This window comes from Halomonas ramblicola (assembly GCF_030409215.1).
In the GTDB taxonomy this organism is placed as follows: domain Bacteria; phylum Pseudomonadota; class Gammaproteobacteria; order Pseudomonadales; family Halomonadaceae; genus Halomonas; species Halomonas ramblicola.
In genome coordinates, this window is the sequence record NZ_JAUFPL010000017.1 from 55,229 (window position 1) to 68,646 (window position 13,418).

Consider the following 13,418-nt stretch of genomic DNA (forward strand, 5'->3'; position numbering starts at 1 on the left):
GATGCCGACCATGAACATGCTGCAGGCGATCAACAACGCCCTGGACATTGCCATGGCCGAGGACGAGAAGGTCGTCTGCTTCGGCGAGGACGTGGGCTTCTTCGGCGGGGTCTTCCGCGCCACCAGCCACCTGCAGGAGAAGTATGGCCGCGCGCGCTGCTTCAATACGCCGCTGGTGGAGCAGGGCATCGTCGGCTTCGCCAATGGCCTGGCCGCCCAGGGCTCGGTGCCGGTGGCGGAGATCCAGTTCGCCGACTACATCTTTCCGGCCTTCGACCAGATCGTCAACGAGACCGCCAAGTTCCGCTACCGTTCCGGCGACCTCTTCAACGTCGGGGGCCTGACCATCCGCGCGCCCTACGGTGGCGGCATCTCCGGCGGCCACTACCACTCCCAGTCGCCGGAGGCCTACTTCGCGCACACCCCGGGGCTCAAGGTCGTGGTGCCGCGCAACCCCTACCAGGCCAAGGGCCTGCTGCTGTCGGCCATCCGCGATCCGGACCCGGTGCTGTTCTTCGAGCCCAAGCGGCTCTATCGCGCCTCCACCGGCGAGGTGCCCGAGGAGGACTACCAACTGCCCATCGGCGAGGCCGAGGTGACCCGCGAGGGCAGCGACGTCACCCTGCTGGGCTGGGGGGCCCAGATGGAGGTCATCGACAAGGCCGTGGAGCTGGCCGAGAAGGAGGGCATCTCCTGCGAGGTCATCGACCTGCGCTCCATCCTGCCCTGGGACGAGGACACCGTGGTGGAGTCGGTGCTCAAGACCGGCCGCCTGGTGATCACCCACGAGGCACCCCTGACCGGTGGCTTCGCCGGCGAGATCGCCGCCACCGTCACCGAGCGCTGCTTCCTGTACCTGGAATCGCCCATCGCCCGGGTGACCGGCCTGGATACGCCCTTCCCGCTGACCCTGGAGAAGGAGTATCTGCCGGACCACCTGAAGGTCTTCGAGGCGGTCAAGGCCAGCGTGGCCTTCTAGGCCCCGATATCCGGACAGAAGCGAGCCAGGACAGGAGTGTACGAGATGAGCGATTTCATGCTGCCCGATATCGGCGAAGGTATCGTGGAGTGCGAGGTGGTGGAGTGGCGCGTCGCCGAGGGCGACGTGATCGAGGAGGACCAGCCGGTGGTCGAGGTGATGACCGACAAGGCGCTGGTGGAGATCACCGCACCGGAGGCGGGCCGCATCACCCGCCTCTACGTGGACAAGGGCGAGATCGCCAAGGTCCACGCCCCGCTGTTCGCCTACGAGGCCGAGGGTGAGGCGTCTTCCGAGGCGGAGGCCCCGCAGGCCGGCCCGGCCAGAGAGGAACACGCCGAGCCGGGGCCAGCGGCTCCGTCGGTGGCGCCGGCACCGGCGGGGGCCAGCAAGGACTTCATTCTGCCGGATATCGGCGAGGGCATCGTCGAGTGCGAGATCGTCGAGTGGCGGGTCGCCGAGGGCGAGCGCATCGCCGAGGACCAGCCGGTGGTGGACGTCATGACCGACAAGGCCAGGGTGGAGATCACCGCCCCGGAGGCGGGCGTGGTGCACAGGCTGCACGTGGCCCAGGGCGAGATCACCCGGGTCCATGCGCCCCTCTACGCCTACCTGCCGGAGGGGGGCGAGGCGGTCGCCGAGACGCCGGTTCCACGCCGGGCGTCTCCGGCCCCGCCCGAGACCGAGGCGCCGCGTGCCGAGGAGGGCGAGTCCCGCCGCGGCCGCGGCCCCTATGGGCGGATCCCCGCGGCACCGGCGGTGCGTCGCCTGCTGCGCGAGCATGGCCTTGCGCTTTCGGAGGTGCCCGGCAGCGGCAAGCAGGGGCGGGTGCTCAAGGAGGACGTGCTGCGTCACCTGGAGCGCGGCGGCGACGAGACGGCGGCTGCCGTCTCCGCTCCCCGGACGGCCGAGGGGCGGGCGCCCGGCGCCGGCGAGCCGGTAGCCGGGGAGGTGCGGGTCGAGCCGCTGCGCGGCGTGCGCGCGGTGATGGCGCGGCGCATGGTGGAGGCCGCCACCACCATCCCGCACTTCCAGTATGGCGAGGAGATCGACGTCACCGAGCTGCTGGCGCTGCGCGAGCGGCTCAAGCCCCGGGCCGAGCAGGAGAGCGTACGTCTCACTCTCATGCCCTTCTTCATGAAGGCGATGGCGCTGGCGGTGCGCGAGGAGCCCATCCTCAACGCCCGCTTGAACGACGATGCCAGTGAGATCCACTACCTGCCCGCGGTCAATGTGGGCATGGCGGTGGATAGCCGGGCCGGCCTGCTGGTGCCCAACGTCAAGGGCGTGGAGCGGCGCAGCCTGCTGGGCGTGGCGGCCGAGATCCAGCGCCTCACCGAGGATGCCCGCTCCGGCAAGGTGGCGGCATCGGACCTCAAGGGGGGCACCATCAGCATCTCCAACATCGGCGCCATGGGCGGTACCTATGCGGCGCCGATCATCAACGCCCCGGAGGTGGCCATCGTCGCCATCGGCAAGACCCAGTGGCTGCCGCGCTTCGACGTAGACGACCGGGTGGTCAAGCGGGCGATCATGACCGTGACCTGGTCCGGTGACCACCGCATCATCGACGGTGGCACCATCGCGCGCTTCTGCAATGCCTGGAAGGGCTACCTGGAGGCGCCGGAGACGATGCTGCTGCATCTGGGCTGAGTCGCTCCCGCGGCCATGGCACCAGCCGAGCGCCATGGCCGCGAATCCCCGCATGCGTGGTGCCAGGCCACCGCTCCCCCTTGTCGCCCCGTGGCTGTTGGAAGCCGAAGATAAGTTACCTTGCTTATCTAGCAGCGACTTCTATCTTTCTGTTTGCGACAGTTTCAAACCCGATGTGGGACAGATGACAGGCTCTGCCGACGGCGAATGAGGGGCGCATCTGTACCCACCATCCAAGCCGCCAGCACGCGCGCCACGGCACGGCTTGCCGGGACGGTCGGGACGTCTGTGTCTTCGGGGCAGCACCGGCCTTTCCGGTTCACAGGAGGGGCGTTGCATGAAGGTAGCATTCCAACACAACCAAGATTTTGGAGAGGATCCCCTGGCGTGTCGCGAGACAGGCCACTACCAGCGCGAGTACATCGAGGGCTTCGTCAACAAGTGGGACGAGCTGATCGACTGGGAGAGTCGCGCGCACAGCGAAGGGACCTTCTTCATCGATATGCTTCGCGAGCACGGCGTTCGCCGCGTGCTCGACGTGGCAACCGGTACCGGCTTCCACTCGGTGCGATTGCTCGAGGCAGGCTTCGAGGTCGTCAGTGCCGACGGCAGTCCCGATATGCTGGCCAAGGCCTTCGAGAACGGACGGGCCCGCGGCCACATCCTGCGCACCGTGCAGGTCGACTGGCGCTGGCTCACCCGTGACATCCACGACCACTACGACGCCATCATCTGCCTCGGCAACTCCTTCACCCACCTGTTCGCCGAGCATGACCGTCGCAAGGCGCTGGCCGAGTTCTATGCCACCCTCCGTCACGATGGCCTGCTGATCCTCGACCAACGCAACTACGACGCAATCCTCGACGTGGGCTATTCCTCGCAGCACACCTACTACTACTGCGGCACTCATGTCTCGGTCCGCCCGGAGTACGTGGACACGGGCCTCGCCCGTTTCCGCTACGCCTTCCCGGACGATGCCATCTACCACCTGAACATGTTCCCGCTGCGCAAGGCGTATACCCGGCGGCTGCTCGAGGAAGTGGGATTTCAGTGGGTGGACACCTACGGCGATTTCCAGGAGACCTACCGCGAGGTGCAGCCGGATTTCTTCATTCACGTGGCCCACAAGCGCTACCGGGAGGCAAAATCATGAACAAGGTAATGGAGCACGACTATGCGCCGGCCGTGGCGACCGCGCGCGACTACTACAACAGCGAGGATGCCGACAACTTCTATTCCCTGGTGTGGGGCGGCGAGGACATCCATGTCGGCCTCTACGAGCATCCCCGGGAGGCGGTCTTCGATGCCAGTCGGCGCACCGTCGTCGAGATGGCCAGGCGCCTGCCACGGCTGACCGCCGAGACCCGGGTGCTCGACATCGGCGCCGGTTACGGCGGTTCGGCGCGTTTCCTGGCTCACGAGTTCGGCTGCCTGGTGACGGCGCTCAACATCAGCGAGCGTGAGAACGAGCGCGGCCGCCGGATGAACCGCGAGCAGGGCGTGGCGCGCCTGGTGACGATCATCGACGGCAGCTTCGAGGCGCTGCCCTTCGACGACGCCGAGTTCGACGTGGTGTGGTCGCAGGACGCCATCCTGCACAGCGGCGATCGGCGCCGCGTCCTGGAGGAGACGGTCCGCGTGCTGCGGCCCGGCGGCCACTTCATCTTTACCGACCCCATGCAGGACGACGGTTGCCCGGCCGAGGCGCTGGAGCCGATCCTCGCCCGCATCCACCTGGAGACCCTGGGCTCGCCGGCGTTCTACCGCGACACCCTGACCGCGCTGGGGCTCGAGGAACTGGTCTTCGAGGACGCCTCGCAGATGATCGCCCTCCACTACGGGCGCATTCGCGATGTGCTTGTCGAGCACGAGGACGAGGTGGCCCGGGCGGTCAGCCGCGACTACATCACGCGCATGAAGCGCGGGCTGCAGCACTGGGTCGACGGCGGACACCGGGGCGACCTGCGCTGGGGGATCTTCCTGTTTCGCAAGCCCCGAGGCGTCGCCTGACGCAGGCCCAAGCCATCGCCGCGTGGGAACCCTCGCGCGCCACGCGGCGTCATGCCGGATGCCACGACCAGACCACCATAGGGAGAGGGCACCATGACCAGAGAATACCTGTTCACCTCGGAATCGGTTTGCGAGGGCCACCCGGACAAGGTGGCCGACCAGATTTCGGACGCCGTGCTCGATGCGATCATCGCCGAGGACCCGCGGGCGCGGGTAGCGTGCGAGACGCTGGTCAAGACGGGTATGGTGATCATCGCCGGCGAGATTACCACTTCGGCCTGGATCGACCTGGAGGAGCTGACCCGGCGCACGGTCACCGACATCGGCTACGATAGTGCCGAGGTGGGCTTCGATGGCGCCACCTGTGCCGTACTCAACGCCATCGGCAAGCAGAGTGCCGATATCGCCCAGGGGGTGGACCGCACCGCCGAGGAGTCGCAGGGTGCCGGCGACCAGGGCATGATGTTCGGCTACGCCTGCAACGAGACCGACGTGCTGATGCCGGCCCCCATCACCTATGCGCATCGTTTGATGAAGCGCCAGAGCGAGGTGCGTCGGCGCGGCGTCCTGCCGTGGCTGCGCCCGGATGCCAAGAGCCAGGTCACGCTGCGCTACGCCGACGGCGTGCCGGTGGCGGTGGATACCGTGGTGCTCTCCACCCAGCACGCGGCGAGCATCTCCCAGGCCGACCTCAAGGAGGCGGTGATGGAGGAGATCATCAAGCCGGTGCTGCCCGCCGAATGGCTCGACGAGGACACCCGCTATTTCATCAACCCCACCGGCAACTTCGTCATCGGCGGGCCGGTGGGCGACTGCGGTCTCACCGGGCGCAAGATCATCGTCGATACCTATGGCGGCATGGCGCGTCACGGCGGTGGCGCCTTCTCGGGCAAGGACCCCTCCAAGGTGGATCGCTCGGCGGCCTATGCCTGCCGCTACGTGGCCAAGAACATCGTGGCCGCGGGGCTTGCCGACAAGTGCGAGATCCAGCTCTCCTACGCCATCGGCGTGGACCAGCCCACCTCCATCAGCATCGAGACCTTCGGCACCGGCCAGGTCGCCGAATCGCGGTTGGTGGAACTGGTCCGCGAGCTGTTCGACCTGCGGCCGTACGGCATCCTGAAGATGCTTGACCTGGTGCGCCCCATCTACCGTCCCTCCGCGGTCTATGGCCACTTCGGCCGTGACGAGGAGACCTTCACCTGGGAGCGCACGGACAAGGCCGAGCTGCTGCGCGAGGCCGCCACCGCACGCTGACCCCACCACGGCCGCCGCCCTGGTCGAGGAGCGCTGCACCCCGTGTCATCCGCCGCTGGCGGTGGGCGGGGGAGGCTCGACGAGGGCGGCCACCCCGAACAACGGCGCTCGCCTGCGACGGGAGAGAGACCATGAACCAGGTTGCCGACCCCCCCACGGAGCACGTCATCGCCGATCCCGCCCTGGCGCCCTGGGGGCGTCAGGAGATCGCCATCGCCGAGACCGAGATGCCCGGGCTCATGGCGATGCGCGAGAAGTATGGCGCCGAACGGCCGCTGGCCGGCGCGCGTATCGCCGGTTCGCTGCACATGACGATCCAGACCGCGGTGCTGATCGAGACCCTGATCGAGCTCGGCGCCGAGGTGCGCTGGGCCTCCTGCAACATCTACTCGACCCAGGATCATGCCGCCGCGGCGATCGCCGCGCGCGGCGTGCCGGTGTTCGCCTACAAGGGCGAGACCCTGGAGGAGTACTGGGACTACACCCACCGTATCCTCGACTGGCCCGACGGCGAGCCCAGCCTGATCCTCGACGACGGCGGCGATGCCACCCTCGCCGTGACCCTGGGCGCCAAGGCCGAGCAGGACCCCTCGGTGCTCGACGACCCCGGCAGCGACGAGGAGCGCGCGCTGTTCGCCGCCATCGGCAAGCGCCTGGACACCCAGCCCGGCTTCTACGCCCGGGTACTGCAGGCGCTCGGCGGCGTCAGCGAGGAGACCACCACCGGCGTCAAGCGCCTCTACGCCATGGAGCGTGACGGCGCGCTGCCCTTCCCGGCGATCAACGTCAACGACTCGGTGACCAAGTCCAAGTTCGACAACCTCTACGGCTGCCGCGAGTCGCTGGTAGACGGCATCAAGCGCGCCACCGACGTCATGATCGCCGGCAAGATCGCCGTGGTGGCCGGCTACGGCGACGTGGGCAAGGGCTGCGCCCAGAGCCTCAAGGCCCTCGGCGCCACCGTCTGGGTCACCGAGATCGACCCCATCTGCGCGTTGCAGGCGGCCATGGAGGGCTATCGGGTGGTGACCATGGACGAGGCCGCCGGCCTGGCCGACCTGTTCGTCACCGCCACCGGCAACTACCATGTGATCACCCACGATCACATGGCGGCCATGAAGCACGAGGCCATCGTCTGCAACATCGGCCACTTCGACAACGAGATCGACGTGGCCAGCCTGCGCCAGTACGAATGGGAGAACGTCAAGCCCCAGGTCGACCACATCGCCTTCCCCGACGGCAAGAGGCTGCTGCTGCTCGCCGAGGGGCGGCTGGTCAACCTGGGCTGCGCCACCGGCCACCCCAGCTTCGTGATGTCGGCGAGCTTCACCAACCAGGTGCTGGCCCAGATGGCCCTGCACCGTAACCGGGGCGAGTACGGCAAGGCGGTCTACGTGCTGCCCAAGGACCTGGACGAGGAGGTGGCCCGGCTGCACCTGGAGAAGATCGGCGCCCACCTCACCGCCCTCAGCCAGGAGCAGGCGGACTACATCGGCGTGCCGACGGTGGGGCCGTTCAAGCCCGAGTACTACCGCTACTGAGGCGGTCGCGGGGCGGGCCGCCACGGCCGGCCCCGCCCAGGGCTCCGCCTCCCGCCGTGTGCCGGAGGCGGAGGTCGTCCCACGACGCAGGAGGAAGGGACCCGATGGACAGCTTGGCAAGCCGACCGGCGCCGCCCCATGAGCTGGTGCTGGAGGCCGTGCCGCCGGAGCTCGAGCAGGGCCGGCGCGGCATCGAGGCGACGCTGGAGAAGGTCGCCGACCTGCATCACGCCCTCGGCCTGGACGCCGTGAACATCCCCGAGATCCGCGAGGAGAGCGCCAAGAGTGACAAGGGCGAGCGCCGCAAGCCCTTCGCGCCGCGCGTCGAGCCTCGCGAACTGGCCCGCTGCATCCAGGAGCGCCTGGACGTGCCCTGCATCATCAACCGGGTGGTGGTCCACCTCGAGCGGGAGCGCCAGCTCGACTGGTTCCGCGAGACCTGGGAGGACTACGGGGTGCGACGCTTCGTGCTGGTTGGCGGCGAGCGCAGCGACCGCCGCTATCCCGGGCCCTCGGTCACCGAGACCTGTCGCCTGCTGCGCGAGCGCGTCGACGTTCCCGGGCTGCGTCTCGGCAACATCTGCATCCCCACCCGCCGTGGCGAGGTCGCACGCATGCGCGCCAAGCTCGACGCCGGCGCCGACTTCTTCACCACCCAGGTGGTGTTCCACGCCGAGGAGGTCACGGCACTGCTCGATGCGCTCGGCGATCGCCCGGGCGGCGGCCGCGCCCCGGGGCTGCTGCTGTCGCTGGCGCCGGTGCGCTCCGAGCGCAACATCCGCTTCCTGCGCTGGCTGGGGGTGAGCCTCTCCGACGAGCTGGAGGCCTGGCTCAGCGCCGCGGGCCCCGAGGCGGTGACCGAGCGCTCGTTGACGCATATCCGCGGCACCTGGGCGCGTATCGCCGGCCACGCGGCCGCCGCCGGTTCCCCCTGGCCGCTCGGCGTCAACCTGGCGCCGATCGGGCGCATCCCAGCGGCGACCACTCTCTGGCTGGCGCAGACGCTCATGGGCGGCAGCGCTCCGCTCACCGGGCAGGCGCTCGAGACGATCGCCAGCTCCTGTGCCAACCATGACGATACTCGGGCCCGGAGATGAAGGAGACCGTCAGCATGAGTCGTGAACTGATTGAGGCACTGCAAGACCCGCAATGCTACGACCATCCGACCGGTGACTTCGCCCTGCACGAGACGCATATCTCCTGGGTCGTGCTGACGGGCGAGTTTGCCTACAAGATCAAGAAGCCCATGGACTTCGGCTTCCTCGACTTCTCCACCCTGGCACAGCGCCGCCACTTCTGCGCCGAAGAGGTGCGCCTCAATCGCCGCCTGGTAGCGGACCTCTACCTGGATGTGGTGCCCATCACCGGCAGCCCCACCGCGCCGCGACTGGGCGGGGCGGGTGAACCCTTCGAGTATGCCATCCGCATGCACCAGTTCGACCCCGGGCAGATGCTGGACAAGCTCTCCGACGAGGGGCGCCTCTCGGCCGCCCACATGGACGAGCTGGCCGATCAGATCGCCGAGTTCCACGACGACCTCCCGGCCACCCAGCGGGACGAGCTGGGAACGCCGGCGGCGGTCCTGCACGACGCCGAGGAGAATTTCGAGCAGATCCGCCCGCTGCTGGAGACGGACGCGCAGCGCGAGCGTCTCGACCGCCTTGCCGCCTGGAGCCGCGAGACCTTCGAGCGGCTGGAGCCCCACTTGGCACGACGTCACGAGGAAGGTCACGTGCGCGAGTGTCACGGTGACCTGCACCTGTCCAACGTCACCCTCTACCGCGACCGGATCACGGTGTTCGACTGCATCGAGTTCAACGAGCGCATGCGCTGGATCGACACCTGCAACGACCTGGCGTTCCTGCTCATGGACCTGGACTACCGGGAAGCCCCGCGGTTCGCCAACCGGGTGCTGAACCGCTACCTGCAGCTCACCGGCGACTTCGACTGCCTGCCGCTGCTCGACTTCTACAAGGCCTACCGCGCAGTGGTGCGCGCCAAGATCGCGCTGCTGACCCGGGGCAGCCCGGACCTGAGCGATACCGACAAGCAGGCGCTGTTTGCCAGCTACGAGTCCTACCTGGACCTGGCGGAAGGCTATGCGCTGCCGCGCCCCCGCTACCTGCTGGCGACCACCGGCGTGTCCGGCAGCGGCAAGAGCTGGCTGAGCGAGCGGCTGGCCGAGTCCCTGAACCTGATCTGGCTGCGCTCGGACGTGGAGCGCAAGCGTCTGTTCGGTCTGTCGCCGCTCGCCGATAGCCAGGCCGGGCTCGATGCCGGGATCTATACGCCCGAGGCCTCGCGCGAGACCTACCGGCGCCTCGCCGAGCTCGCCGCCGACGTCCTGGCGGCCGGTTACTCGGTGATCGTCGACTCCACGGCGCTGCACCAGGAGGAGCGTGACCGGCTCGTGGACGTCGCCGCGTCCCGGGGCCTGCCTTACCTGTTGCTGGCCTGCACCGCACCCGAGCCCCAGCGTCGCCAGTGGCTGCGGACTCGGGCGGCCCAGGCGGCAGACCCCTCCGAGGCGGACGAGCAGGTCATGGAGCGTCAACAGGCCGATGCCCGGCCCCTGGCCGAGGCGGAGCGAGCCTACTGCCTGCGCGTGGAGACGGCCGACTTGAGCGATGCCGACCCCGTGGTCCGGCGGATCCGCGACCGGCTGCTCACCTGAGCTGCCTGCGCGGGGCGATCGCGGTTGATCCTCTTCGACCCCCCTCGAGGAGGCCCGGTTGCGATTGCGCTGGATACCTCCATCCATTGCGGGCCTGCAGGTCCTGTTGCAAGGTAGAGGCGGAGGCTAGTCCGCCCGCCACACAAGCGATCCCGTGACATGACCCAGGCCCCCCTGCAGCAGTTCTATATCCCGGAAGAGCAGTCGGTCTACCTGCTCAGCCACGACGATGCCCGCAAGCTCAAGGAGTGGGTGGCGCTGTGTCAGGCCCAACTGGAGCAGTTGGGCTACCGGGACATCGAGCTGATCGGCAAGGGCGCCTACGGCTTCGTCTTCGCCGGGGTCACGGCGCTGGGCGACGAGTACGTCTTCAAGTTCACCCGGGTCAACCTGCCCCAGCAGCTGCAGGACCGCCTCGAGGAGGAGGCCTTCATGCTGGAGCAGGTCGACCACCCGCTGGTGCCCAGGCTGATCGCCTACCAGCGGGTGCGCCACCAGTCGATCCTGGTGATGCAGCGCGCCCCGGGCCAGAACCTGGAGGAGGTATCGCTCCAGGAAGGGCGGCTGGCGCCGCGGTTGGTGGTACGCATCGCCGACCAGCTGGCCGATATCCTGCGCGCGCTGCGTCGCGAGGCGGGCCCCGCCGGCAAGCCCGTCGTGCATGGCGACATCAAGCCCTCCAACCTGGTGTTCGACCCGCGGGAGGAGCGCGTGGCGCTGATCGACTGGGGCTCCTCGGTGTTCGCCCAGCTCGACGCCAACCAGCAGTTCGTGGCGGCCAGCGTCATGGAGCTGATGTCGGACAACCTGCAGCAGACCAACGCCCGGCTCGGCGACGTCTACTTCATCGGCGACGAGCAGCTGAACGGCGCGCTCTCCTCACCGCGCTTCGACGAGCAGGGCGCCGCCGGCACCCTCTACGCCCTGGCCTCGGCCCAGTCGTGCCGCTTCGGCCATCGCGCCATTCCCGCCACCTCCCTGGGGCTGCCCGTCGAGTTCGCGCGCACGCTGGACGGCATGCTCGATCCCGACCCGCGCATCCGCATGCGGGCGGGGGATCACTTCATCCGCGAGATGCCGCGACTGGCCCGGGTGGTGATGCTCGACCTGCCGGAGCCGCCCGAGGCCGCCCTGGTGCCGGTCTGGACGCGCCCCGCCAGCCGCGAGATCGATACCGTGGTGTACAGCTCGCGCAAGGCCTTCCTGCGCGAGGAGGGCGCCCCGGAGACCCTGAGCGACGTCAACGACGTCCAGCTCGACCGCTATTACAAGAACTTCATGCAGGGCATGGGCGAGACCGAGAAGGCCTTCCTGGCCGCGGTGAGCCGCCTGGGCCGCTACCCGGTGGTGGGCGGGCTGGCGGTGCGCTGGGAGGCCGACGGCGTCTACATCGACACCTCGCTCAACCTCCACGACCCGGCGCTCAAGCCCGCCTTCGTGGCGGCGGTCAACAACATGGTGCACCTGGCCCGGGCCATCTATCGCCAGGGCATCTTCAAGAGCTGCCTGTTCAACGCCCGGGATACCCTTCACCTGGACCGCGAGGGCCCGGAGCAGCCCTTCGTCATCGAGCCCGGCATGCGCCTGCACTACGAGGTCAGCGCCGTGCCCGAGCTGGAGGACCGCAGCCGATTGCACAGCTACTTCGAGGACGGCCCCGACCCGGAGGAGTTCCTGATGCTGCCGGAGGCGATCATCACCTCGCTCGAGGCCCTCAACGAGATCCACCACACCGGCATGATCATCTTCGAGGCCTTGCCGGCGCACCTCAAGATCCACAGCTACTACCGACTCCTCGATCCCTCCCGCGAGGCGGAGTTCCGTCGCCGCCTGGAGGACATCCTCGACGCCGTGGGGCTGATCGAGGGCCTGGGCGTCTCGGGCTTCATGAAGATGCCCTACAAGGACACCCGCTTCTTCCCCCACGCGGAGCGCCAGCCCGATCGCTTCTATCCCCGCGATCCGCGGGCGGTGCTGCGTGAGGCCTGCCAGAACGCCTAGTTCATCGCCCGGGGCAGGTAGAGGGCGACCTCCGGGAAGCGGTGCAGCAGGACGATGGCCAGCAGCATCAGCAGGAAGAAGGGCAGAGTGGCGCGGGTGATGGTCATGATGTCCTTGCCGGTGAGGCCCTGGATGACGAAGAGGTTAAAGCCCACCGGCGGGGTGATCTGCGACATCTCCACCACCACGACCAGGTAGATGCCGAACCAGATCAGGTCGAAGCCGGCGGCCTCGACCAGGGGCATGATGATGGCGGTGACCAGCAGGATCAGCGAGATGCCGTCGAGGAAGCAGCCCATGCCCAGCAACAGCAGGGTCAGCGCCAGCAGCAGCATGCCCGGCGACAGCCCCATCTCGCCGATAGTGCGGGCCAGCTGCATGGGGAGCTGGGTGAAGCCCATGGCCGAGGTGAGGAAGGAGGCCCCGGCGATGATGAAGGCGATCATGCAGGCGGTGCGCACCGCGGCGAACAGCGAGTCGCGGAAGATGGTGCGGTCGAAGTGGCCGTTCCGGCGGGCGATCGCCATGGACAGCACCACCCCCATGGAGGCCGCCTCGGTGGGCGAGGCCAGGCCCCCGTAGATCGACGCGATGATGCCGCCGATCAGCGCCAGGATGGGCAGCAGCGACAGGCTGTGGCGCAGCTTCTCGCCCAGCGCCAGGCGCGGCCCGGCCTCGCCGGTCAGGCCGGCGCGGTTGCCCTTGAGCAGGGCCCAGAGCATCAGGTAGCCCATGAACAGGGTCAGGATCATCAGCCCGGGGCCGATGCCGGCGATGAACAGCCGCGAGATGGACTGCTCGGTGACCACGCCGTAGACGATCAGCATGATCGAGGGCGGAATCAGCAGGCCCAGGGTGGCGGCGCTGGCCAGGGTGCCGATGGCCATGCGCGAGTCGTAGCCGCGGCGCTCCAGCTCGGGCAGGGTCATCTTGCCCACGGTGGCGCAGGTGGCCGCCGACGAGCCACACACGGCGGCGAACATTCCGCTGCCGATGATGTTGGTGTGCAGCAGGCGGCCGGGAATGCGCCGCAGCCAGGGCGAGAGGCCGCGGAACATGTTGTCGGCAAGCCCCGAGCGGAACAGGATCTCGCCCATCCAGATGAACATCGGCAGGGCGGTCAGGTCCCAGCCGTAGCTGGCACCCCAGAAGTCGGAGGCGAGGATGGGCCCCGGCGCGAAGCCGGTGAACAGCGTCAGGGCGAGCCAGGCGGTGCCGATCAGCGCGAAGGCGATCCACACGCCGCTGCCGAGCAGCAGCGTCAGGATCAGCAGGGTGGTCAGGCTGAGGGTGAGCACGGCAT

The 13,418-nt window shown here is 68.5% G+C and carries 10 protein-coding genes and 1 riboswitch; of the genes, 9 read left to right on the forward strand and 1 reads right to left on the reverse strand.

The window, feature by feature from the left end:
• Position 1 precedes the first annotated feature (1 nt).
• The 9 genes from QWY80_RS04605 to QWY80_RS04645 all read left to right on the forward strand — a co-directional run bounded on the left by QWY80_RS04605 (position 2) and on the right by QWY80_RS04645 (position 12,115).
• Positions 2 to 979 (forward strand): alpha-ketoacid dehydrogenase subunit beta, encoded by a 978-nt coding sequence (locus tag QWY80_RS04605; protein ID WP_290229529.1) that lies wholly within the window; start codon positions 2 to 4, stop codon positions 977 to 979.
• A gap of 45 nt (positions 980 to 1,024) precedes the next feature.
• The gene (locus QWY80_RS04610; RefSeq protein ID WP_290229530.1) at positions 1,025 to 2,632 is read left to right on the forward strand and encodes a dihydrolipoyllysine-residue acetyltransferase; all 1,608 of its coding nucleotides are present in this window, start codon (positions 1,025 to 1,027) and stop codon (positions 2,630 to 2,632) included.
• Positions 2,633 to 2,969: 337 nt separating this feature from the next.
• Entirely contained in the window at positions 2,970 to 3,785 is an 816-nt protein-coding gene (locus QWY80_RS04615; RefSeq protein ID WP_290229531.1) for a glycine/sarcosine N-methyltransferase, read from the forward strand.
• Positions 3,782 to 4,642 (forward strand): methyltransferase domain-containing protein, encoded by an 861-nt coding sequence (locus QWY80_RS04620; protein ID WP_290229532.1) that lies wholly within the window; start codon positions 3,782 to 3,784, stop codon positions 4,640 to 4,642. The genes QWY80_RS04615 and QWY80_RS04620 overlap by 4 nt, the downstream gene beginning before the upstream one ends.
• Before the next feature lie 93 nt (positions 4,643 to 4,735).
• On the forward strand, positions 4,736 to 5,899 hold the full coding sequence (gene metK, locus QWY80_RS04625) for a methionine adenosyltransferase (protein ID WP_290229533.1): 1,164 nt from the start codon (positions 4,736 to 4,738) through the stop codon (positions 5,897 to 5,899).
• A gap of 19 nt (positions 5,900 to 5,918) precedes the next feature.
• Positions 5,919 to 6,016: riboswitch (S-adenosyl-L-homocysteine riboswitch) on the forward strand.
• Between the two features lie 14 nt (positions 6,017 to 6,030).
• Positions 6,031 to 7,440 (forward strand): adenosylhomocysteinase, encoded by a 1,410-nt coding sequence (gene ahcY / locus QWY80_RS04630; RefSeq protein ID WP_290229534.1) that lies wholly within the window; start codon positions 6,031 to 6,033, stop codon positions 7,438 to 7,440.
• A 104-nt stretch (positions 7,441 to 7,544) separates the two neighbouring features.
• Complete coding sequence (locus tag QWY80_RS04635) at positions 7,545 to 8,537, forward strand: methylenetetrahydrofolate reductase (RefSeq protein WP_290229535.1); 993 nt, start codon at positions 7,545 to 7,547, stop codon at positions 8,535 to 8,537.
• Between the two features lie 14 nt (positions 8,538 to 8,551).
• Positions 8,552 to 10,114: a bifunctional aminoglycoside phosphotransferase/ATP-binding protein gene (locus QWY80_RS04640; protein ID WP_290229536.1), complete on the forward strand. Its 1,563-nt coding sequence runs from the start codon at positions 8,552 to 8,554 to the stop codon at positions 10,112 to 10,114.
• Positions 10,115 to 10,273: 159 nt separating this feature from the next.
• Positions 10,274 to 12,115, forward strand: coding sequence for a protein kinase domain-containing protein (locus tag QWY80_RS04645; RefSeq protein ID WP_290229537.1), 1,842 nt, complete (start codon positions 10,274 to 10,276; stop codon positions 12,113 to 12,115).
• Here the strand turns inward: QWY80_RS04645 and QWY80_RS04650 are convergent.
• Positions 12,112 to 13,413 carry a TRAP transporter large permease gene (locus QWY80_RS04650; RefSeq protein WP_290229538.1) on the reverse strand — a complete coding sequence of 434 codons (1,302 nt, stop codon included), beginning with the start codon at positions 13,411 to 13,413 and terminating at the stop codon, positions 12,112 to 12,114. The two genes, QWY80_RS04645 and QWY80_RS04650, sit on opposite strands and share 4 nt — an antisense overlap.
• Between the last annotated feature and the right edge of the window lie 5 nt (positions 13,414 to 13,418).